Source organism: Streptomyces blattellae (assembly GCF_009709555.1).
Taxonomy (GTDB): domain Bacteria; phylum Actinomycetota; class Actinomycetes; order Streptomycetales; family Streptomycetaceae; genus Streptomyces; species Streptomyces blattellae.
Genome location: NZ_WJBG01000220.1, coordinates 1 through 21,392 on the forward strand (window position 1 = coordinate 1; position 21,392 = coordinate 21,392).

General features: G+C 70.4%; 19 protein-coding genes and 3 pseudogenes. 12 read left to right on the forward strand and 10 right to left on the reverse strand.

Annotated elements, in window-relative coordinates:
• Positions 1–24: 24 nt before the first annotated feature.
• Positions 25–1,251 (reverse strand): IS110 family RNA-guided transposase, encoded by a 1,227-nt coding sequence (locus GFH49_RS31285; protein WP_155053965.1) that lies wholly within the window; start codon positions 1,249–1,251, stop codon positions 25–27.
• 266 nt (positions 1,252–1,517) lie between these two features.
• Between GFH49_RS31285 and GFH49_RS31290 the strand changes: the two are divergent.
• The 5 genes and pseudogenes from GFH49_RS31290 to GFH49_RS31310 form a co-directional block, all read left to right on the forward strand.
• Positions 1,518–2,108, forward strand: a pseudogene (locus GFH49_RS31290) (lanthionine synthetase LanC family protein); the annotation flags it as partial.
• A gap of 11 nt (positions 2,109–2,119) precedes the next feature.
• Positions 2,120–3,076 (forward strand): thiopeptide-type bacteriocin biosynthesis protein, encoded by a 957-nt coding sequence (locus GFH49_RS31295; protein ID WP_155059437.1) that lies wholly within the window; start codon positions 2,120–2,122, stop codon positions 3,074–3,076.
• Positions 3,077–3,375: 299 nt separating this feature from the next.
• Positions 3,376–3,843, forward strand: a complete 468-nt coding sequence (locus tag GFH49_RS31300) for an NUDIX domain-containing protein (protein ID WP_155059438.1) — start codon at positions 3,376–3,378, stop codon at positions 3,841–3,843.
• Between the two features lie 419 nt (positions 3,844–4,262).
• Positions 4,263–5,189 (forward strand): peptidoglycan-binding protein, encoded by a 927-nt coding sequence (locus tag GFH49_RS31305; RefSeq protein ID WP_155059439.1) that lies wholly within the window; start codon positions 4,263–4,265, stop codon positions 5,187–5,189.
• 162 nt (positions 5,190–5,351) lie between these two features.
• The gene (locus GFH49_RS31310; RefSeq protein ID WP_155059440.1) at positions 5,352–6,128 is read left to right on the forward strand and encodes an SCO2400 family protein; all 777 of its coding nucleotides are present in this window, start codon (positions 5,352–5,354) and stop codon (positions 6,126–6,128) included.
• Positions 6,129–6,146: 18 nt separating this feature from the next.
• Here the strand turns inward: GFH49_RS31310 and GFH49_RS31315 are convergent, their stop codons facing one another.
• Together GFH49_RS31315 and GFH49_RS31320 are read right to left on the reverse strand one after the other, a co-directional pair.
• On the reverse strand, positions 6,147–6,539 hold the full coding sequence (locus GFH49_RS31315; protein ID WP_155059441.1) for a luciferase domain-containing protein: 393 nt from the start codon (positions 6,537–6,539) through the stop codon (positions 6,147–6,149).
• A 57-nt stretch (positions 6,540–6,596) separates the two neighbouring features.
• Positions 6,597–7,643, reverse strand: a complete 1,047-nt coding sequence (locus GFH49_RS31320; RefSeq protein WP_155059442.1) for a heme/hemin ABC transporter substrate-binding protein — start codon at positions 7,641–7,643, stop codon at positions 6,597–6,599.
• A 106-nt stretch (positions 7,644–7,749) separates the two neighbouring features.
• On the opposite strand from GFH49_RS31320, the gene GFH49_RS31325 reads away from it, so the two are divergent.
• From GFH49_RS31325 to GFH49_RS31350, 6 genes are all read left to right on the forward strand, one after another.
• Positions 7,750–8,517 (forward strand): neocarzinostatin apoprotein domain-containing protein, encoded by a 768-nt coding sequence (locus GFH49_RS31325; protein WP_230396602.1) that lies wholly within the window; start codon positions 7,750–7,752, stop codon positions 8,515–8,517.
• A 27-nt stretch (positions 8,518–8,544) separates the two neighbouring features.
• Complete coding sequence (locus tag GFH49_RS31330) at positions 8,545–9,513, forward strand: HtaA domain-containing protein (RefSeq protein ID WP_155059443.1); 969 nt, start codon at positions 8,545–8,547, stop codon at positions 9,511–9,513.
• 93 nt (positions 9,514–9,606) lie between these two features.
• Positions 9,607–10,131, forward strand: coding sequence for a hypothetical protein (locus GFH49_RS31335; protein WP_155059444.1), 525 nt, complete (start codon positions 9,607–9,609; stop codon positions 10,129–10,131).
• A gap of 101 nt (positions 10,132–10,232) precedes the next feature.
• Positions 10,233–12,803 (forward strand): immunoglobulin domain-containing protein, encoded by a 2,571-nt coding sequence (locus GFH49_RS31340; RefSeq protein ID WP_155059445.1) that lies wholly within the window; start codon positions 10,233–10,235, stop codon positions 12,801–12,803.
• Positions 12,804–12,898: 95 nt separating this feature from the next.
• Positions 12,899–13,264, forward strand: a complete 366-nt coding sequence (locus GFH49_RS31345) for a DUF6479 family protein (protein WP_155059446.1) — start codon at positions 12,899–12,901, stop codon at positions 13,262–13,264.
• Between the two features lie 105 nt (positions 13,265–13,369).
• Entirely contained in the window at positions 13,370–14,089 is a 720-nt protein-coding gene (locus GFH49_RS31350) for a DUF4142 domain-containing protein (RefSeq protein ID WP_230396603.1), read from the forward strand.
• A gap of 196 nt (positions 14,090–14,285) precedes the next feature.
• Here the strand turns inward: GFH49_RS31350 and GFH49_RS31355 are convergent.
• A pseudogene (locus tag GFH49_RS31355) lies at positions 14,286–14,795 on the reverse strand (alpha-amylase family glycosyl hydrolase); the annotation flags it as partial.
• Between the two features lie 389 nt (positions 14,796–15,184).
• Between GFH49_RS31355 and GFH49_RS31360 the strand changes: the two are divergent.
• Positions 15,185–16,138 (forward strand): LAETG motif-containing sortase-dependent surface protein, encoded by a 954-nt coding sequence (locus GFH49_RS31360; RefSeq protein WP_155059448.1) that lies wholly within the window; start codon positions 15,185–15,187, stop codon positions 16,136–16,138.
• Positions 16,139–16,156: 18 nt separating this feature from the next.
• Here the strand turns inward: GFH49_RS31360 and GFH49_RS31365 are convergent, their stop codons facing one another.
• The 6 genes and pseudogenes from GFH49_RS31365 to GFH49_RS31395 all read right to left on the reverse strand — a co-directional run bounded on the left by GFH49_RS31365 (position 16,157) and on the right by GFH49_RS31395 (position 21,369).
• Entirely contained in the window at positions 16,157–17,143 is a 987-nt protein-coding gene (locus GFH49_RS31365) for a nucleoside hydrolase (protein WP_155059449.1), read from the reverse strand.
• A 38-nt stretch (positions 17,144–17,181) separates the two neighbouring features.
• Positions 17,182–18,444 (reverse strand): threonine--tRNA ligase, encoded by a 1,263-nt coding sequence (thrS, locus tag GFH49_RS31370; RefSeq protein ID WP_155059450.1) that lies wholly within the window; start codon positions 18,442–18,444, stop codon positions 17,182–17,184.
• A gap of 236 nt (positions 18,445–18,680) precedes the next feature.
• Complete coding sequence (locus GFH49_RS31375) at positions 18,681–19,052, reverse strand: hypothetical protein (protein ID WP_155059451.1); 372 nt, start codon at positions 19,050–19,052, stop codon at positions 18,681–18,683.
• 605 nt (positions 19,053–19,657) lie between these two features.
• Positions 19,658–19,879, reverse strand: coding sequence for a DUF397 domain-containing protein (locus tag GFH49_RS31385; RefSeq protein WP_155059453.1), 222 nt, complete (start codon positions 19,877–19,879; stop codon positions 19,658–19,660).
• A pseudogene (locus GFH49_RS31390) lies at positions 19,876–20,114 on the reverse strand (Scr1 family TA system antitoxin-like transcriptional regulator); the annotation flags it as partial. The gene GFH49_RS31385 and the pseudogene GFH49_RS31390, both read right to left, overlap by 4 nt.
• A 1-nt stretch (position 20,115) precedes the next feature.
• Positions 20,116–21,369, reverse strand: coding sequence for an RNA-guided endonuclease InsQ/TnpB family protein (locus GFH49_RS31395; protein ID WP_155059454.1), 1,254 nt, complete (start codon positions 21,367–21,369; stop codon positions 20,116–20,118).
• Between the last annotated feature and the right edge of the window lie 23 nt (positions 21,370–21,392).

A 21,392-nucleotide genomic window follows, 5' to 3' on the forward strand; every position in this document is an offset into this window, starting at 1 on the left:
TCAGACACCCCATGTCGTTTGGTGTCAAGCGGTATGGGGTTGTGCGTGGTGCGACCAGGCGGTTGCTTCGTCGTAGAGGGTGCGGGTCTTGAGGCATCCGTGGAGGATGCCGACGAGCCTGTTGCCGACCTGGCGGAGGGCAGAGTTGTAGCCGGCCTCGCGGGCTCGCTGCTTGTCGTAGTACCGGCGGGCGCCGGGTGAGGCCCGCAGGGCGGAGAACGCCTGGCGCTGAAGCGCGTCGGCGAGCCGGTTGTTGCGCACGTAGCGGGCCTGGACGGTGTGGCTCTTGCCGGAGGCCCGGGTAACGGGGCTGGTTCCGGCGTAGTTCTTGCGGGCCTTGGCGGAGCTGTAACGGGTGGGATCGTCCCCGAACTCGGCGAGCACCCGGGCGCCGGTGATCTCTCCGATGCCGGGCATGGAGAGGTAGATCTCAGCGTCCGGGTGCGCGAGAAAATGCGCCTTCACCTGCTCTTCCATCGCGGCTATCTGTTCGTTGAGGGCGATCAGGAGACGAGCATGGGCGGTCGTGGTGGCCCCGTAGGCGGCGGCCACCGGCTCGGGCAGTTCCAGGTGCTTCTCGCGCAAGGCGGCCTGGATGGCCCCGGCCTTCTGGTCCCGGTTGTGGCGTCGGGCGCGGGCCAAGATGGCGGTGATCTGGATGCGGGTGAGCCTGGCCGCCGCCTGGGGGGTGGGCGCCTTGATGAGCAGTTCCAGCGCGTCGGTGCTGGTCAGCTCCAGGCTCGCGTAGGCGTTCAGGGCTGCGGGGAAGTACTCGCGCAGCGTGTTGCGCAGTCGTTGGAAGGTGCGGGTGCGTTCCCAGATCAGGGTCTGGTGGGCGCGGGCGACGACCTTGACGGCCTGGGCCTGGTCGCTGTCGCCGGCGATGGGCCGCAGCTGGTCGCGGTCGATGCGGACCATGTCGGCCAGCGCGTGGGCGTCGCCTCTGTCGCTCTTGGCGCCGGAGGTGCTGTACCGCTCCTTGAACCGGGCGACCTGCCGAGGGTTGATCGCGTAGACCCGGTAGCCGGCCGCAAGCAGGGCCTGCACCCAGGTGCCGCGGTCCGTCTCGATCCCGACGATCACGTCGCAGGGGACGAGGTCCTCACCCGCATGCTTCGCCACAAGCTCGTGGAGCTTGGTGATACCGTCCGCGCCCTCGGGCAACCTTGCGGTCGCGAGGCGGCGGCCGGTGGTGTCCTGGACTTCGACATCGTGGTGGTCCTCGGCCCAGTCGTCGCCGATCAGCAGCAACTCATCCTCCAGGTCAGGTACTTCCCGGTCATGCAGCCCGCGGAAGACACGGCACGCGGCCTAATGGATCCAGTGCTCACGCTCAGCTCGGCGGGCACGCCACCCCATCAGCGGTCATGGCCTTCCGGCCAACCAGCAGGGGCACGGTCTGACCACAGAACTCACAGTGGTTCCGGCGACATAAGTGCTCACCTGCTGGCGGCTACGGCACCGAGTCTCTCCGACCCGGCAGCTCCCATTAGGCGGCATCAGGCGGCCACGCCAACGTCGGCCTTGCCCATGGCATCACCGGCCCGCTCGCCCTCCTCGCCCTGGCCAAGCGCCGCGGCATCACCGTGGATGACCACGGCACCGCCATGACCCGCATCTGCCGATGGCTCGACCGCATCCGCCACAGCGACCACCGCGGTACCCGATGGCCGCGCTGGATCAGCGAGACCGGCCCCGCACCCATACATCCGGCCGCGCCGTCCTGGTGCTACGGCACCCCCGGCCTGGCCCGTGCGCAGCAGCTCGCCGCGATCGCGCTGGCCGACACCGACCGCAGGCGCATGGCCGAACGCGCCCTCCTGGACTGCCTGACCGACCCTCACCAGCTCGACCAGCTCACCAACCGCGGCCTGTGCCACGGAGTCGGCGGCCTCCTACGTACCGTGCAACGCGTCGCCGAAGATGCCGAGACCCCCACCGCGTTCACCGACCGGCTCCCCGAACTCCGCGACCGCTTCCTCGCCCTCGCCCCTCCGGAAGAACCCGGCTTCCTCGAAGGAGCAGCAGGGGCTGCCCTCGCTTTCCAAACCGCCGAACCGGACTCCGGACCCGCCACCCCCTGGGACGCCTGCCTACTCCTGTGCTGAGGAGACCGCACATGGACCACGAGGGCACCAGCGCGATGGAGAACGCCGTCCTGTCCGTCCTCACCGGAACGCCGATCGAGCAGGCCGCCAACAGGGTCCGCACATCCCCAGCCCGGCTCACTGACGCGGTCGAGCGCTACCGCGCTGCCGGCCGAGCCGCACTCGCCACTCCGCCTACGGAATGGCACCAGGTGAACATCGAGTTCACCGACTACCCCACCGCGGAACACTCCTTCCGCGCCTACCTCCTGCCGTATCTACGCACGGAGGCCGTCGGAGCATGGTGGTTCGTACGGAAGCACCCCTGCTGGCGCCTGCGCGTACACCCGGCCGCGGACGCGGACACCGAGGGCACCATCGCGCACCTCACCGAGGCCCGGGACAGAATCCTGTCCCGGGGCGTGGCCAAGCGATGGTGGCCATCCCGGTACGAACCAGAGACCATCGCGTTCGGCGGCCCAGACGGCATGACGCTCACGCACGCCCTGTTCCACGCCGACAGCGTCGGCGTCCTCGACTACCACCAGCACGCTGCCGACGGCACCCGCGGCCTCCTCGGGACGAAAGAGACCTCCCTCCTCGTCACCACCCTGTTCCTGCGCGCCGCCGGACTGGAATGGGGCGAACAGGGAGACGTATGGGGCCAGATCGAGGCCAGACGGCCGCTTCCCTCTGACGCATCCCTCACCCAGATCAGCGGCATGACGACCGCGCTACGACGCCTTCTGACGCTCGACGCCCGCCCCGCACTCGCCGACGGCCCCCTGACACCGCTGCGGACCTGGACCACCAGCATGGAGCGCGGCGCCACCGCCCTCGCGGACGCGGCTCGCGCGGGCAGCCTCCAGCTCGGCCTGCGCACCATCCTGGCCAGGCACGTGCTCTTCCACTGGAACCGCATGGGCTTCACCAACCACCAGCAGGCCATCTGGGCACGAGCGGCGAGACAGACAATCCTCGGAGATTGACCGGTCGCTCCTCAGCGCACATCTTCAAGGTCGGCTTGCAAGGGCCGAAGCACCGTCGCACTGCGCACCATCTCATCGGCACTCGCCCCGAGGCATCCGGCGAGGCATGGGTCTGGCTCTACCAAGGCCGCATCGCGACACGGCACCCCTCCTGCGCAGCGAGCCCTGCACCGTCTCCGTCACCCACGACAGCGCCCGCATCACATTGACCATCCGACCAGCGATCTGCCTGCCGCTCGCGCACCGCCAGGGGCACCGAACACACCGTCTGCACACAGGACTTCAAACCCCACGCATCGATGGGCAGGCGTGACTACGAAGACGATCCCGACGCCCCTGCCGCGAACAGCCTCGTTCCCGCTGCTTCCACCGTCGTGGTCGACGACGCCGGACGCATCCTGCTCCAGCGCCGCGCCGACAACAGCATGTGGGCCCTGCCCGGCGGCGCCATGAGCATCGGCGAATCGCTGCCGGACTGCGCGGTGCGAGAGACGCGAGAAGAGACCGGCTACGAGGTCGAGATCATCGGCATCGTGGGGACCTACACGAACCCCCGGCACGTCTTCGCGTACGACGACGGCGACGTCCGGCAGGAGTTCTCGATCTGCTACCTGGCCCGGCCGGTGGCGGGACATCTGGCCGTATCCGACGAGTCCACGGATGTCCGCTGGTTCGAGCCGTCCGAGGTCGACGCGCTGCCCATGGTCCCCAGCATCCGCAAGCGCGTGGACGACTGGCGCCACGGGAACATGCCCGCAGCCCGCTGATCACCGGCGGCATGACACGTTCGGCGACGGCTTCGGACGCCGGTTGTCCTTGCGGGAGTTGCAGACCCGGTGCGCCGGAAGCAGGGACGTGATGGAGGACGGGTCGAGACCCTGGGCGATCAAGATAGCCCGGTCCGGCTCATGGCCAACGGTGATCCCTTTCGACAGCGCTGGAACCGTCGACTCGACGTGCAGCTCACCGGGCTGCCCCCGGCCCTGGTCATCACCGGCGAGGCAAACGTGCCGCGCGACGAGGGCGAAGCACCCTGCGCACGGCTTTCGGCACCGACTGACGTAACAGACGCAACAGTCGTGCCACAAGACACTCCCGTTTCCTCCCGGCGCACCGCCAAAGCCTTTACATTTCAGCCACGTTGGGCCCAGGTGTAAGCAGCAGGTGTATGCAGAAGGAGACCGGAGTGAGCACGAAGACAGGACCGCAGCGGTACCCCGGGGCGAGCCGCGCGAACTGGTACCAGGACGACTTCGGCGGTGACGCGATGGAGGTCAACGTCGTCGTCCTGCACACCACCGAGGGCCGCACCCTGCCCGGATACGGCGGGGGCGGCTCCGCGCCCAACCTCACGGCCGTGCCCGACCTCGCGGCCAAGAAGCTGAAGTGGTACCAGCACTTCGACGTGGAGTCCTCCTCCAGAGCCCTGCAGAACCTGCGCGGCGGCGTCGAGACGAACACCCTGAACGTCTGTCAGGTCGAGCTGGTCGGCACCTGCGACCCCAAGACGCACCAGAAGTGGGCGGCCGCAAAGCAGTCGCACGTCTACTGGCCCGACGCCCCCGAGTGGGCGCTGACCGGCGTCGCGCGCTTCCTCGCCTGGATGCACGAGGAGCACGGCGTGCCGCTGGCCGGGCCGAAGCAGTGGCCGGCGTATCCGACGTCGTACGCGAACGGCGGCGACCAGCGGATGTCGGGCACGAAGTGGGGCGACTTCAAGGGGGTGTGCGGTCATATGCACGTGCCGGAGAACGTCCACGGCGACCCCGGCGCGATCGACTTCGCCCGCATCCTCAAGCACGCCAAGGCGGAGCTGGACCTCGGCGACGGGACTCCGTCGGACACCGCGGCGGCCAAGCCCTCGAAGCCGAAGGTGCCCGCCTACCCCGGCCGCAAGTACTTCCGCGACGGCGCCTCCAACGAGCACGTCCTGAAGCTCGGCAAGCAGCTCGTCAAGCGCGGCTTCGGCGACCACTACCGCGTCGGCCCCAGCAGGACCTGGGGCGAGGCCGACCGCCTCAACGTGCGCGACTTCCAGAAGTCCCGCAAGGAACTGCGCGGCGACGCGGACGGCCAGCCGGGCCCGCTGACCTGGCAGCTCCTGTTCTCTTAGTCGTCCACAAGCCGGTACCGCATGCACCCCGCGTCACCCGCGGGGTGCATGTCGTCACCGGCGGCGAATCTGCGCAAGAGCACCACACTGACTGCACACAGGCTTTCGAAAGCCTGGCTAGGTTGCTGGCCATTCGATGCCGTCAACCCAGGAAGACCAGAGATGGACTACTGCACCACGTGTCGCCGGCACCTCAACGGCGCTCTGGTCTGTCCCGGGTGCGGCGCCTACGCCCCGGACATAGCCCCGATGCCGATGTCCGGCTGGTACGCCGATCACTGCCAGGACGAGGCCGGCACCGAGCCCGCCGTACCCGCCGTGGACCAGGGCACGGATGATGTCCAGGGTCCCCGCCACGCCCCGGTCGCGGCCCCTTCGTCCCACGGCGGCCGGGCCGCGCGGCGGCGGCAGCTCGCCAGGCTGAAGAAGCATCAGCGGCGGGCCATGCTCGCGACCGCCGTCGCGCTCGTCGGCGGCGGCCTGAGCTTCCTCACGATGCAGCGCGGCGGCACCGACCGGGCTCAGGCGGCCACGGCGCCGGACGACACGATCATGGGCGGTACGGGCGAACAGACGACGGGGGTGGAGGAGGCCCCGGCACAGGGCACCCGCCCGGCCTCGCCGACCCCCGGCACCCAGGTCTCCGACCCGGCATCCCCCCGGGTCCCCGGCAAGCAGTCCGCCAACACGTCGCGGACCACGCAGTCGCACACCGTCACCCTCGCGCCGAAGGCCCCGCAGCAGCAGCGGCAGACCCTGCCCCTGCTGCCCAGCACCCCGGACACCCCGGACACCCCGGTGACGACGCCGACGCCCACCCCGTCCGCCTCCGCGACGACCGCCCCCGCCGCGACTCCGACGCCGTCGCAGACCCCCGCCGCCCCCGCGCCGACGGCGTCGTCACCGCAGCTCTGCCTGCTCGTGATCTGCCTGGGCTGACCGGCACCCCGGGCACCGTCAGCCCCGCTCGTGCTGTCTGGGCAGGACCGTGACGCGGTGGAAGTTGCAGCCACCGGGTGGCTGGGCCCCGGACGGAGACGGCTTCTCGTGGGCCTGGAGGGCGACGCTCACCAGGCTGGCCAGCAGGTCCACATCGGTTTCGCAGTCGAGGTGGACCGTCACCCAGCGGGAGCCGGGCACCACACGGATCGCCGTGGACCGCTGAAGGTCCTCGGCGAAACGTCTGATGGCACCGCTCGTGAGATGCAGGTCCACTTCGTGGTCGGAGTGGAAGTGCACGATTTCGCAGCGCCGGGTGCGCAGTGCGCGCCCCGTACCGCAACTGGCCTGGACCGCCGTGAGGTCGGGCCAGGCCTCCAGTCGCTCCAGGGCACGCTGGGCCAGAGTCATGCCTCCATCGTCGCTCGATCGCCCCGTAGCCACCAGGGGTTGTTCAATCCGTAACCTTCATCCCTGGTGAATCCGGTCCACCAGAATGTCGATGACCAGCGGGGTACGCGGCCCGAAGCTCAGCAGCACCCCGTCCTCCAGGGACACGACCCGCTTGGCCGCCCCCGCCGGGGTCTGGGCGACCCCCGGGATGTCCTCCAGCCCGTCGATACCGCCCACCGACTCCAGCCCCTTGTCCATCATCAGGATCACATCGGGCTGGGCGGAGACCAGGGCCTCGCTGGTGAGCGGTGTGAAGGGCTGGTCGAGTCCGGCCTCCACGCCCGCGTCGACCGCACCCGCCGCCTCGATCAGCGAGTCGGCGCCGGAGCCCCTGCCGCCCATCAGGTAGACGGCCGCGCTGCCGCGCATGTAGAGGAAGGCCACCTTGGGCTCGCTGCCCTCGGGGACGGCGGCGCGGGCGGCGGCGATGTCGTCGGCCATACGGTCGTTGAGCGCCTTGCCCGCGCCGGGGACGCCGAGTGCCTCGGCGATCCGGGTGGTACGGGTCGTGACGTCGGCCAGTTTCGTCGCCGGGTCGAGGACGACCACCGGGACACCCGCGTCCCGGATCTGGTCGATCGCCTCGGACGGCCCGGTGTCGGTGTCGGCGAGGACGACCGTCGGCCTGAGCGACAGCACGCTCTCCGCACTCACGTCGTGCGCCTTGGTGACCTGCGGGAGTTTCTTCGCCTCCTCGAAGGTGGCGGTGATGTCACGGCCCACCACCTTGTCGCCCAGCCCCAGGGTGAACACGATCTCCGCCACACCGCCGTTGAGCGGCAGGATCCGCGACGCGTCCCGCACGGTCACCTCGCGGCCGTCGGAGGAGTCGACGGTCACCGGCAACTCCGGTGTGGGCGCCTTCCCTTCGAGCGGTACGAGCGTGTTCTTCGCGAGCTGCTTCTCGGCCGCGGCGGCCCGCTCGCTCGCGGAGACCGGAGACGCGTCCGACGCGCCGCCGGCATCGGCGGAGTTGCCCCCGCAGGCGCCGGTGAACAGGGCGACCGCCAGGGCGAGCGGGGCGAGGGCCCGCGCTCGCGGGGTTCTTCCGGACTTCTGCATCGCCAGTCCTTTCGTATCTCGCATCGCAATACGGTTGAGTCTTACTTTAGGTTAGGTTTACCTTAATTACCCGAGGTGGGGGTGTGACTTGATTTCCTCAAGCGGCTTGCATGACAGACGAGTTGCCGGATTGGCCGGGGCCGTCGCCTCGGTCGCCCTGGTGCTCACGGCCGCCGTACCGGCATCAGCGGCGGGCAGCTCGGCGACCGGACCCGAGAGCCAGGAGCTCACCGTGTCCAAGGCCTCCGGCCTCGACTCGGCGGGCGAGACGGTCACCGTCTCCGGCTCCGGCTACAACACGGAGAAGGGCATCTACGTCGCCTTCTGCGTGGACAACGGAGCCGGGAAGACGCCCACGCCCTGCGTCGGCGGCGTCGACATGTCCGGCGAGTCCGGGGCGTCGGTGTGGATCTCCTCCAACCCGCCCTCCTACGGCGAAGGCCTGGCCACGGCCTACAAGGGCAGCGGACACGACGGCTCCTTCAGCGTGCAGCTCAAGGTGCGCGCCAAGGACGCCAACACCGACTGCACCAAGTCCGGCGTGACCTGCGCCGTCATCACCCGCAACGACCACACGCGGGGCGGGGACCAGTCGCAGACGGTGCGAGTTCCCGTGACCTTCGCAGGGAGCGGGTCGTCGGCGTCCGACGGCACTTCGGCGACGCCGAGCGCCACGGCCGGTGCGAGCACGACCGGCGGAAGCGGCAGTGGGAGCGGAAGCGACAGCGGCAGCACGGGCGGTTCGCAGGACTCCGGCGGTCCGCTGGCCAGCACCGGCTCCCTCGCCCTCCCGCTCGGCATGACGGCGACCGGACTGGTCGTGGTGGGCACGGGGACCTGGTACGTGGCACGGCGACGCCGCCGGGCGCACTGACCTCAACTTCCAGAGGGAGAACAGAAGATGGTGAACAGACCCGGCGCCGCGGTCCTGGCCGGCGGCGCCCTGCTCGCGCTGCTGGCCCCGGCGGGCGCGGCGAGCGCGGACGAGACGTTCCCGCGTGAGGTGTCCGGCGGGTACGCGACCTGGGCCACGGGCTCGGCGGAGCTGGACGGCGTGACGCTGACGGCTGTCCGGCCCGCCGTACAGGGCTCGGCGAACCGGACGTCCTTCCCTGCCACCGGCGGCGGCGCCGACCCCTCATCCGGCGCCGCCGACATCGACCTGGGCGGCACCCTCCGCCTCGACGGCTCCGCCGGGCAGCCCCTCGTCCTGGGCGCCCTGCGGCTGAGCCTGGACGGTGACGACGGCGCCCTGCATACCCGTACGGCCGTCGACGGACAGGCCCGTGACCTCGCGCTGGCCGAGGTGGCGACGGGCGACGCCGCCGTCGCCGTACGCGCGGGCGGGGTGACCTGGACCGGTCTGCGCGCGTCTCTCACTCAGGCGGGGGCGGCGCTGCTGTCCGCGTGGAGCGGCACCGAGTTCGCGGCGGGGGACGGGCTGGGCGTGCTGGATGTGACGGTGGGGACGGGGAGCGATACGTCCGCCGGGACACCTGAACCGGCGCCGAGCACGCCGACGCCAGGCACCCCGGCGCCGGGCGATGCGGCAGCGTCCCCGGAGCGAGCGGAATCCACGGGTCCGGCGGCGAGTGCGCCGTCCGCGTCCGTCACCCGCCCGACCCTGACCGCGGGCGGCGAACAGACCGTCGCCGGAAGGGGATTCGGGCCCGGTGCGGTGGTGCTCGTCGCGATCGACGGCGACACCCGCTATCAGGCGGTGGCCGACGCTCGGGGCCGGATCGAGCGGTCCTTCCCGGTGTACGCCAAGGCCGAAGAGGGCGCGCACACGGTCGAGTTGTACACGCCGGAGGATCAACAGTCCGTGACGTCGGTCGGGTTCGAGGTCGAGCACCAGGGCGTGTCCTGAGCCATTGACAAGCACCCCGGACTTTAACTTAGGTTTGCCTTACCTAAGTTGAGCACTCGCTCGACTCACCCCCCAGAAAGGCATTCGGGACCCATGAGACGTACCTCCGCCCGTGTGGCACTCGCCGTAGCCGCCGCCGGCGCCCTCACCGTCGGCCTGGCCGGATCCGCCTCCGCCGCCACCTCGACCCGCACCGTCGTCGACGGCACGACCACGTACAACCTCTCCCTGACCGCGCCGGACACGGCCGCCGCCGACGGCCAGGTCATCACCGTCACCGGCTCCGGCTACAACACCGGCCAGGGCATCTACGTCGGCCTGTGCGTGGTCGACGGCGCCGCGGGCGCCAACCTGCCGACCCCGTGCCTCGGCGGCCAGGACGAGACCGGCTCGACCGGCGCCTCGCACTGGATCAACAACACCTACGGCGGCACGGCCCCCAACACCTCCACGTTCGGCACCGGCGGCACCTTCAGCGTGAACATCTACGTCCAGGCGACCCTCGACGACGGCAGGGTCTGCGGCGAGGACGTCGAGTGCGCGGTGGTCACCCGCGCCGACCACTTCGACACCAACGACCGCAAGTACGACGTCCACGTCCCGATCACCTTCGAGTAACCCCGTACGTGGTGCGGGCCGGTCCTCCCGTCGACCGGCCCGCACCATCCTCCGAGCCGACCCACCGATGAGGAACTCCCATGCTCTCCACGGCAGTTGACATGCCACGCCCGCGCCGCAGACGCCCGGCGGCGCTGCTCGGCGCCGCCGCGCTCGTGGCCGCCTCGGTCACGGTCGGCGTCGGCTCCACCGCCCGCGCCGCCGACACCCCGAGGACGGGCCTCGGCAAGGACGGCCAGGAACTCACCGTCTCCGCCTCCGCCAACCTCGACCCCGACGGCGAGACCCTGCGCGTCACCGGCGAGGGCTACGACGAGACCAAGGCCGTCTATCTCGCCCTGTGCAAGGACAACGGCGACAACCGCATCCCCTCACCGTGCCTGGGCGGCGCCGACATCACCGGGGGCGGCGAGGCGTCGAAGTGGATCGTGCCCGAGGGCGACGAGTATGCCGGCGAACTCGCCATGACGTGGGGCGCCGGCGGCACCTTCGACGTCGAGATCGACGTCAAGGCCAAGGACAGCGGGCTCGACTGCACCCAGGTCGCCTGCTCGGTCGTCACCCGCGTCGACCACCGCAACAGCGGCGACCGGTCCCAGGACGTCCGGGTCCCGGTCGCCTTCGAGGGGCAGGAACCCGGTGGCGGCGACGGCGGCGAGGGCGTGGACGTACCGCCCGGCACCGTCAGCTATGTGAAGTCCGCCGAGTTCACCACCGCCGGGCGCCCGATGGACCTCCTCCTGCACCCCGACTCCGGGAAGCTGTACGTCGGTTCGGAGAACATCCCGGACACCGCCGACGTCGCCGAGCAGGGCCTGTACGCGCTGGACGCCTCCGACGGCAGGCTGCTCAGCCACATCGCGCAGGCCCCCGGCTCCACCGGCACCCTGGCGCCCCGGGTGGCCAAGGAGATCACCGCCCCGCTCGCCGGTGACGGCGTCGTCTACCACTACCCGCTGCGCGGCCTGGGCACCGCCAAGGACGGCGACACGGCCGCCCAGGGCGTCTGGCTGACCGGCGCCTCGGTCACCGCCACCGGCCCCGGCACCCAGGCGTCGACGGTCCTGGTCCAGCAGGGCGCCGCCCTCTCCGAGGTCGAGTACGCCACCGGCGCCGTCCAGCGCACCCTCACCCTCGACGGCGGCGGCAAGCTCGGCGTCGACACGGCACGCGCCACCGCCTGGTCCGGCTACGACAACGGCACGCTCAGCCGCGTCGACACCGGCTCCTTCACCGTGACGGCCACGGCCCGGCTCCCCGAGGGCTTCGTCACCTTCATCGAACCGGACCCGGACACCGGCAACGTCTGGGTCGGCGTCGGCAACGACGTCCTGGTCTACGACAAGGACGCAAAGCTCCTCACCACGCTGTCCGGCACGGACCGGGCGAAGGCGGTGGGCTTCGACAAGACCACGCACCGCGCCATCGTCCTGCGCGAGGACACCGCCGCGGAGGGCTCGGACAGCACCGGCGCCCTTCAGACGTACGACAGCACCGCCTTCGAGCAGGCCGCCGCGCCCGTCGCCCTCCCGGGCAACGTGGCGGGCACCGGCGGCGCGGTCGCCGTGGCCCCGGGCGCCACGTCGGTCTATGTCACCGCCCAGGCCGAGAGCAAGGTCCTGAAGTTCGACGTCCGGGTCTCCCCGGAGGTCACCCAGTCCCCGACCGACCAGACCGTGGACGCCGGCGACGAGGTCACGTTCGTCGCGGCGGCCGAGGGCACTCCCGAGCCGACCGTGCGCTGGCAGGTCAGCCCCGACGGCGGCCAGACCTGGACCACCGTCGAGGGCGCGACGCGGAACGCGTACGCCTTCACCGCCCGGGAGTCGCAGGACGGCTACCGGTACCGGGCGGAGTTCACCAACGCGGTGGGCACCACCCGCACGACGCCGGTGACGCTCACCGTCGAGGAGCCGTCGGACGGCGGCGACGGAGGCGGCGGCAACGGCGGCGGCGACGGCGGCGAGGAACAGGAGCCCTCCGGCACGAGGACCGTCACCGGCCCCGAGGGCCAGGAGCTGACCGTCACACCGGTCAACAACCTCGCCACCGAGGACCAGACCCTGCAGATCACCGGCTCCGGCTACGACACCGACAAGGGCATCTACGTCGCCCTGTGCGTCGACAACGGCGACGGCGAACTCCCCACGCCCTGCGTCGGCGGCGTCGACATGTCCGGCACCTCCGAGTCCTCCGCCTGGATCTCCTCCAACCCGCCGGACTACGGCGAGGGCCTGGCGATCCCCTACGGCGACGGCGGCACGTTCGAGGTCGAACTCACCGTGGACGCCGCGGACGAGTTCACCGACTGCTTCCAGGCGACCTGCGTCCTGGCGACCCGCGCCGACCACACCCTCTCCGGCGACCGCTCACAGGACGTGAAGGTCCCGGTCAGCTTCGTCGGCCAGGACCCGGTGGACACGGACGACGGCTCCACGGGCGGTTCCGGCTCGACGGGTGGATCCGGCTCTTCCGGCGGTACGTCCACCACGGGTGGCACCGGCTCCACGGGTGGCACCGGCTCCACGGGAACCTCCGGATCCACGGCCACCACGACGGGCGGCGGCAGCCTCGCCTCCACCGGCGTCACGGTTGTCTCCGTCGCCGCGCTGGCCGCCGCGCTGGTGGGCGCGGGCTGGACGGCGTACCGCCGCGGTCGCACGGCCGGCTAGGACACGCCAGGACAGCCCGGCCAGGGAAGGGGGCCCCGGAAGAAGCGGGGCCCCCTTCCCTGCCCATTCAGGTGATATCGGCGATAATCGGAAGTATGAGTACGGCAGCGTTTGAGCTAGCAGCCACGGCGAGTGACGTACTGAACGTGATAGCCGCCTTCGCTGGTGGACTGTTCATCTCCGGTGCACTGATCTGGGCCGTGCGGCTCGGCATGCGGGTCAGGGACCAGGAACCCCCACGGCCCGGCCCGGAGGAACAGCCCCACCTCCCCGTCACCGGCCCCGTCCACGAGGTCCGGGAGATACGGGAACCGGACGAGGTCCCCCGGTCGGAGCGGGAACGGCTCATGCCGTACGAGCTCCACCACGCGGGCAGCAAGCGAGGAAAAGACCAGCACCGCAAGCGCTGGCTCCCGGGAACCAGCGGCGGCTTCGGAAGCGGCGGCCCGGGGCACGTCTGAACCACGCAGCCCTGACCATCTCTTTGCCCTCTCAAGAGGCGCTCTCGACCATCGCGCTTCGTACCTACTCCCGTACGGATGCCGACCGGCGTCAGGGAGGGCACGGTGCGATGGACACGGAACGCGACCGGGACGCTGCTCGTCGGCGGCGCCTTGGGCCTCACTCTCGCCGCGCTCGCCTACCCGGGCCTGCTCGGCCTGGAGACGGTGGCCAGTACAGGGGACCGGATCATCGCACAGACCGCGACGGGGCCGCTGACGGAGGCGGACCGGGACTTCGTGGTGAAGGTGCGGGCGGCAGGGCTGTGGGAGTACCCGGTGGGGCAGATGGCGCTGGAGAAGGGCACGACCAACGCGGTCGTCACCGCCGGTGAGCATCTGATCGACGGACACGCCGCCCTCGACGCCACGGTCCGCGAGATCGCCCCCGAGCTGGGCATCGCCCTCCCCAACCGGCCGAGCCCCCAGCAGCAGGGCTTCGTCGCGACGCTCCAGGCGGAGACCGGCGCCAAGTTCGACAGGGACATGGCAAACATGTTGCGGGTGTCGCACGGCCAGATCTTCAACACGATCGCGACGGTCCGCGTGAACACCAAGAACACCCTGGTGCGCCAACTGGCCGACCAGGCCAACGACACCGTCCTGGACCACATCACGGTCATGGAGCAGACCGGGCTGGTCGACATGGACGACGTCCTCTTCCAGGAGACGACCCCGCCCAAGCTCCCCGCCGAGGACATGACCCCGCCGCCCCCGTCCCCGGGCGAGTCCGAGGTGGTCCTCACCCCGCCGCCGACCAGCTCGCCCCAGCCGTCGACGGGGTGAGGACCCGAAGGACCCGAAGGACCCAGGATTCCCGGGCTACGCCAGCCAGACCGCCGTATCCGGCCCGATCCGCCCGTCCTCGACCGGCGCGCTGCTGAGCAGCACCTCGCCCGGCGGCAGCGCGATCGCCGCACCCGACAGACTGGCGACACACCGCCAGCCGTCCCCGCGGGCGAAGGCCAGCACGCCGGGCGGGGTGTCGGTACCACTGCCCGTCGGGGAGGCGTCGCCACGCGCTGCCGCCGAAGACGGACTGCCAGTCGGTGGGCGGGAGTTCACCGTCCGCGCCCCGGCCGTCGCGGAAGACATACCGGTCACGGGCGGCGGATCCCGGTCCCGCGCGCAGGGCCTCCTGGAACCAGACGTGCTGGTGCGAGGTGTGGTTCGGGACGATGTCGACCATCACTTTCAAGCCGAGGCGATGGGCCTCCTCGACCATGGCGTCGAAGTCGTCGAGGGTGCCGAGGCGTGGGTCGACATCGCGGTAGTCGGCGACGTCGTAGCCGCCGTCGGCGAGTTCGGAGGGGTAGAAGGGGCTCAGCCACAGGGCGTCGACGCCCAGGGCGGCGAGGTGGGTCAGGCGCTGGGTGATGCCCTTCAGGTCCCCGAGCCCGTCGCCGTCTGCGTCGGCGAAGCTGCGCGGATAGACCTGGTAGATGACGGCCTGACGCCACCAGTCGGGGTCGCGGGACGAGAGATCGGGCACGCGGTCTCCTCTGCGGTGCGGTCACGCTGTGCGGTGGTGCGACGGTTCTGTGGTGCTGTGGTGCTGTGGCGCTGTGGTGCGACAGACAGAACCCTGTCCAGATCGCCTGAAAAGTGAACCACTGGGCGCTTGTGTCAGATGCGGACTGAAGCATTCCCCGTGTGGCGAAAATGTGATGGCGCCTTAACTTCCTTTACATCTCTGCAGGTTGACAGGGTTCGGCGGCACGGCCAGCATGGTCCTCGCTGTGGCCCATGTGACCGATGAGCCCGGTGTTTTTCGTTTTTCTTTTGCGACCATTCCACCCGGCCCGGCCTGCCCGGCAGCATCGCGCTGCCCTCCACGGCTCCGTGCCCGGGTTCTCTGCTCAAGCCAAGATGGGGATCTGCATGTCCATAGCGAGACGTGTCACCGCGCGCCGCCTGCTGACCACGGGCGCCGCGTCACTCGCCCTCTGCGCCGCCACCGTCGCCTCCGCCTCCGGCGCCTTCGCCACCGGCACGCCCGGCGGCGAGGGCTGGAAGTCCGGCGGCTCGTACCAGCCCGGCACCGGCGCGGGTACGGAAACCAAGACCGACCGCTGCCAGTTCTCGCTCGACGGCACCAACTTCTACGACTCGGTGAAGGTCGACGACGTCAGCCTCCGGCCCACCGACGACGGCAAGGTGCACATCTCCGTCCGCACCGCCGGCTCCGCCACCACCTGCACCGCCTCCCTCGCCTCCTACCTCGCCCACGGCGCCACCTTCGCCACCTCCGGCGAGCAGGTCTTCGTCGACTTCGACACCGTGACCGTCAAGCCCGGCCAGACCGACACCCTCGACATCGCGGTGCCGGACGCGGGCTGCTTCGCCCAGGTCGACCTCTACCGGGGCAAGGTCAAGTACGACGGCGACTTCGACGCGGGCGACGGCTTCGAACACGGCGACCTGCCCAAGGGCCCGGACCGCCCGGTCATCAAGGACAAGCTGATCGCGGCGTGGAACGGCGGGACGAAGGACTGCACGACGGTTCCTTCTCAGCCCCCGGCCGAGTCCACGCCCCCGGCCGAGTCCACCCCGCCGGCCGAGACGACTCCGCCGGCCGAGACGACTCCGCCGGCCGAGTCCACCCCGCCGGCGGAGGAGGAGACGACGCCTCCGGCCTCGGAAACGCCGTCCACTCCGACCGCCTCCGAGTCCACGCCCCCCGCAGCCCCCACCCCGAACGGCGGCGGCGGTGAGAACCTCGCCGAGACCGGCGGCAGCAGCGCCACCATGCCGATCGCCATCGGCGCGACGGTGCTGCTGGCCGGCGGCGCGGGGATCGTGGTGATGACGCGCCGGCGCCGGACGTCGAACTGACCGGACGATGACGCCCCGTCAGGGGTGCGCGGCCCGGACAGCCGACTGACGCTCGACCGTCGAGAGGTACAACTCCACGTACCTCTCGACATCGACGTCCAACGCCACATCCACCAGCGGCCTTTCGCGACCGCCCGCATGGATCTCGGCCTCACCGGGCCGTGGACGCCGGTCGACGATCGTCTGCCCCCGCCCCGGCCCCGCCGCGAGGTTCACCTCGACCGGCAGCAGCTCGGTACGGATGCCCGCCGGATCGACGACCGCACACACCGCACCCGCGTCGCCCAGACTCCCCGTAGGAGTCGGGTCCCCGGACGCGTCCGGATCACGATGGGCCAGCAACCGCCCCGCCATCCGAAGGCCCGGTTCCGGACTCGTCCGCAACCGCCGCACCTCCGCCTCAGGCACGAGCACCCGCTTGAACACGTCCAGCCCGTACATGGTGATCGGCACCCCCGCGGTGAGCAGGATCGCCGCCGCCTCCGGGTCGTGCCACACGTTGAACTCGGCGACCGGCGTGGCGTTCCCCGCGGCGACCGCGCCGCCCATGAACACGATCCGCTCGATGTTGCGCACCACCTCCGGGTGGGTCCGCAGCAGCAGCGCGATGTTGGTGAGGGGCGCGGTGGGGACGAGGGTGACCGGCCGCGGCGAGGCGAGGATCTCCCGCCGCAGCAGGGTCACCGCGTCCACGTCGACCGCCGTGCGGGTGGGTGCGGGCAGCCCGAGGTCGGCCATCCCGTCCTCCCCGTGCACATGCCGTGCCGTCCGCACGGCCTCGATCAACGGCCGCTCGGCACCGCGCGCGACGGGAATCCCGGGGGCGCCCGCCTGCTCCAGCACGGTGAGCGTGTTCCGCACGACCCCTTCGACATCGGTGTTCCCGGCCACACAGGTGATCGCCCGCAGGTCGATCCCCGGGTGGCGTACGGCGAACAGCAGGGCCAGGGCGTCGTCGACACCGGTGTCGCAGTCGATGATCACGGGTATGGGCTGACCGGTCACGTCGGTTACTCCTCTTTCCACGCGGCGTAAGTGTGACCTTACGCAGCCGCCCACAGTCCGGCGCCGCGATCCGCGACCCGCTGCGCGATCCGGTCGAGCAGCCCCGCCACCGGCACCGCCCCCGGCTGCCGCCCGTCCCTCAGCCGTACGGCGGCCAGCTCGTCGCCGGCCTCCCGCGCCCCGATGACCGCCTGGTACGGCACGAGCCGCGCCGCCCGGATACGGGCGCCGAGGGTGCCGTCGCCGGGGCCGTACAGCTCGGCCCGCAGCCCCCGCCGCACAGCCCGCCGTACGACAGCCCGTGCCTGCTCCTCCTGCGCCTCGGACACCGGCAGCACCGCAAGCTGCACGGGCGCGAGCCAGACCGGGAAGGCACCGCCGTGCACTTCGACGAGATGGGCGACACAGCGTTCGACACTGCCGAGGAGGCTGCGGTGCACCATGACGGGCCGGTGTCTGGCCCCGTCCCGGCCGATGTAGTGCAGATCGAACCGCTCGGGCTGATGAAAGTCGATCTGCACGGTCGAGAGTGTGGCCTCACGCTCCGCCGAGTCCACGACCTGCACGTCGATCTTGGGCCCGTAGAAGGCGGCCTCGCCCTCCACGGCCTCGTACGCGATGCCGGCCCCGTCGAGGACTTCCGCCAGCAGCGCGCCCGCCCGGCGCCACACCGCGGGGTCGCCGGCGTACTTACCGCCCTCCCCGGGCAGCGACAGCCGATACCTCGCCGCCCGGATCCCCAGATCCGCATACACCCGCCCGATCAGCTCCAGCGCCGCACGTGCCTCGTCGACGGACTGCTCCAGGGTGCAGAAGATGTGCGCGTCGTTGAGCTGGATGGCCCGCACCCGGGTGAGCCCACCGAGGACGCCGGACAGTTCAGATCGATACATACCACCCAACTCCGCGATCCGAAGAGGCAGTTCGCGATAACTGTGCGACCGGGACCGGTAGATGAGCGCATGGTGCGGACAGAGCGACGGCCGCAGCACGACCTGCTCGGCCCCCAACTCCATGGGCGGGAACATGCCGTCGCTGTAGTGGTCCCAGTGGCCCGAGATCTCGTACAGCTCCCGCTTCCCGATCACCGGCGAGTACACATGCCGGTACCCGGCCGCCCGCTCCACCTCCCGGACGTACTCCTCCAGCACATGCCGCACCACGGCCCCGTCCGGCAGCCAGTACGGCAACCCCGCCCCCATCAGCGGGTCGGTGTCGAACAGCTCCAGCTCACGGCCGAGTCGACGGTGATCGTTCACGGATGGCTCCTCCGATACGGAGGCGAGCGACCGGGGCGCCACACGCCAAAGCCCCGGAGCACTCGCCCCGGGGCTTCGATGATCTACGTCAGCAGTCAGCGCGCCGGGACACTCTCCGGCGTCGTCGTCATGGGTGACGGCTGGGCACGCTGCATGGGGGGACGGTAACAGGGGCTGGGCGGAAGGGCGACGCACTTTCCGGTGACCGCGTGCGCGCAGAGCACAGCTCGGGGGCACGGTTGACAGCGCCCCCGGGCGTTCCGCCGACGGTAGGTAGGTCAGACGGGTGTGACGGTGTAGGCCACGGCGCCGAAGGCGCCCATGAGGCTCAGGCCGCCCGGCTCGGACTGACCGGGGTTCAGAATGCCCACCACGACCTCGCACGCGAGATCCGTGTAGAACGTGATGACGTACCCGGAGCCCGCGTTGTTCGTGGCCGAGTGCGCGCCGGCGATGGCCGGTATGTCCGTACAGGGGGCCGCGTCGGAGAGCAGGACGTCGGAGCGGCCCGTGTAACTCTGCCCCTCGTACGCGGTCCCGATGACGGACTGCGCACTGAGGTCGTCGGCGCTGGCCGGGGTGGCGGCCGCGATGGCGAGAGCGGCCGGAATGGCTGCGAGCACCGAGGCACGCCTGATCTTCTCTAACATGACGATCCTTCCAATCGAGTTGGTCGGCCGCATACACCTCAGGGGACGCCCCGGCCGGCACCACTGGACGCGACCCGGGGCTCCGGATGCCCCACCGATGGGTGTGCGGAAGCACAGAGAGGCGCCGCCGAAATCCGGGCCCGAAGACCCGGAAGAGGCGTGTCGCCCGCTCTGACGATGAAGAAATCTTGTCCCTCTGACGAGGGGAAACGGGTAAAGCGGAGCTGTCGGTTCACTATCGATCACGGTGCCTCCACGGCCCCGGGCCGTCTCCGGCGGGCCGATCGATATCGGATCGCGTGAGACGGATACGAGCTGGCACGCTGCCCCTGTGGATCACGCGGAAGTACTGCTCATCGGAGGGCGGGCCGGAGTCGGCAAAACGACGGCGGGGTGGGAGGTTTCGGCGTTGCTAACCCTTTTGCGCAACCCCCCGGTACTCACACGCGGAAATGTTCAGGTCAACCGCGCTGCGACGATGCCAACCCGCCTTGGTCACCCCTCGGCACTGGCGACGGACCGCGGCAGGTAAGCGCGCGTGCGCCCTCATGACGACGGCCCCCGCCTACGGTGGCGGGGGCCGGCCAATCAGAGTCGGGTCAAGGTCACACGGTGCGGAAATCGTCACCCTGGACGGCAGCGACGAACGACGACCACGCCGACGGCTCGAATATGAGCGCCGGGCCGTCCGAGTCCTTGCTGTCACGGACCGGGACGATGCCTGAGCTGACGTAAGCAGGTGCCCACTCAACGCAACTCCCGCCTCCGTTACCGCTGTAGCTCGACTTGACCCACTCCGCGCGGGAGAGGTCAGGGGTGGTGCTCATGTCGGTAGTGCCTCCATTACGGACCGGATGAACGCCGCCGAGTCACCTGGCGACAGGGCGCATGCCCTAAGCAGATCGTAGGCCCGCTGACGCTCCGCGACGATCCCAATATCTTCGAACAACGTCCCGGTCGTGATGCTCTCCTCGTAGGCCACTCGCGCGCCGTCATCCAGGGTCATCAGCGTCAGCGTGCCCCCTACCAATGCATGTCCCCCCCGTGTTCGAATGGGAGAACGTCAACGTACCCGGGACTGAAGTCCCGGGCTTGCACAACGGGCGCCACTGGCTGTGGTGCTGCGTTTGCGTCTTGTCCCACGGCCCGGGTTCGGGGGTGGGTCTGGGACGGTTGACTGCGCCCCGCGTCGCCACAACTCTTCCGCGCGAGCACGGATGTTGCGGGAGCCGTTCCGGTCGGCGTGATCAACGAATCCGCACGACCGGCACGCGAACCAGGCCTGGGAGACCCGGTTCGCCTTGTCGATGTGGCCGCATTCGGCGCAGGTCCGGGAGGTGTACGCCGGATCGACGTGCACCACCGGCACCCCCGCGATGCGGGCCTTGTACGCGATGAACGCTCCCAGCTGGGCGAAGGCCCAGGAGGAGTGGGTGGCCCGTTGGGGCTTTGCAAGCCGTACCCGCTCGCGGATGCCCGTCAAATCTTCCAGGGCGATTCCGCGACCGGTGCGTTCTGCCTCGGCCACCACACGTTTCGCGATCTTGTGGTTGATGTCCTTCGCCCGCCGCGCCTCTTTACGACGCCGCTTCTTCAGCCGGCGCCTGGCGGACGGGGTGTTCTTACGCTGGAGTTTGGTACGCAGGGTGCGCTCACGCAGTCGCCCCCGGTTCAGCACGCGCCCGGCCATGATCTGGCCGTCCGAGGTGGTGGCGATGTTCACGATCCCCAGATCGATCCCGAGGAACTCCTGCACGCCGGTGTCGGGTTCGGCCTCGGGGACCTCGCAGGTGGCGTTCAAAAACCACATGCCGTCGCGGAACAGCAGATCCGACTCGCCCTTGCGGTACAGGGCCAGGCGGGCCAGGTGCTCAGGTGAGGCGGTGAACGCCACGCCCTTCACACGCCCTTGCAGCGTCCAGATGGAGAGTGTCCGGTCCGGGATCTGCCAGGACAGCATCCGGTCGTCATAGGGCTGCGCGCCCTCGGGCCGGAAGCGGATCGGCTTCTCAACCGCCCGCCGGTAGCGCTTCGACCACGGCTTGCCCAGGTTCCCGGCCTTCAGGTTCGCCTTCAGCGTGGTGTAGGCGTCGCAGGTCTTCTTGATCACGTGCTGGGCGGCCTGCGCGCCCAGCTGCCACCGCTCCTTGACCTCGGTGTAGGTGTGCTCACGCAGGGCGAAGTTCCGCTTCACGTCCTTCTCGAACGCCACCGCCGACACCCAGGTCGCCGCCTCATTACAGGCTCGCAGGGTCGCCTCAAGTGCCGACGCCTGCACAGGCGTCGGCAGCAGCTTCACCTGCACCACCAGCTTCACCCCCGCAGGCTAGCCCGTACATT

Excerpts from the sequence above, each read along its gene's own strand:
- GFH49_RS31340 (WP_155059445.1), top strand. The coding sequence starts at position 10,233 with ATGCCACGCCCGCGCCGCAGACGCCCGGCGGCGCTGCTCGGCGCCGCC.
- GFH49_RS31345 (WP_155059446.1), top strand. The coding sequence starts at position 12,899 with ATGAGTACGGCAGCGTTTGAGCTAGCAGCCACGGCGAGTGACGTACTG.
- GFH49_RS31375 (WP_155059451.1), bottom strand. The coding sequence starts at position 19,052 with ATGTTAGAGAAGATCAGGCGTGCCTCGGTGCTCGCAGCCATTCCGGCC.
- GFH49_RS31335 (WP_155059444.1), top strand. The coding sequence starts at position 9,607 with ATGAGACGTACCTCCGCCCGTGTGGCACTCGCCGTAGCCGCCGCCGGC.
- GFH49_RS31310 (WP_155059440.1), top strand. The coding sequence starts at position 5,352 with ATGGACTACTGCACCACGTGTCGCCGGCACCTCAACGGCGCTCTGGTC.
- GFH49_RS31300 (WP_155059438.1), top strand. The coding sequence starts at position 3,376 with ATGGGCAGGCGTGACTACGAAGACGATCCCGACGCCCCTGCCGCGAAC.
- GFH49_RS31360 (WP_155059448.1), top strand. The coding sequence starts at position 15,185 with ATGTCCATAGCGAGACGTGTCACCGCGCGCCGCCTGCTGACCACGGGC.
- GFH49_RS31385 (WP_155059453.1), bottom strand. The coding sequence starts at position 19,879 with ATGAGCACCACCCCTGACCTCTCCCGCGCGGAGTGGGTCAAGTCGAGC.
- GFH49_RS31295 (WP_155059437.1), top strand. The coding sequence starts at position 2,120 with ATGGACCACGAGGGCACCAGCGCGATGGAGAACGCCGTCCTGTCCGTC.
- GFH49_RS31315 (WP_155059441.1), bottom strand. The coding sequence starts at position 6,539 with ATGACTCTGGCCCAGCGTGCCCTGGAGCGACTGGAGGCCTGGCCCGAC.
- GFH49_RS31320 (WP_155059442.1), bottom strand. The coding sequence starts at position 7,643 with ATGCAGAAGTCCGGAAGAACCCCGCGAGCGCGGGCCCTCGCCCCGCTC.
- GFH49_RS31330 (WP_155059443.1), top strand. The coding sequence starts at position 8,545 with ATGGTGAACAGACCCGGCGCCGCGGTCCTGGCCGGCGGCGCCCTGCTC.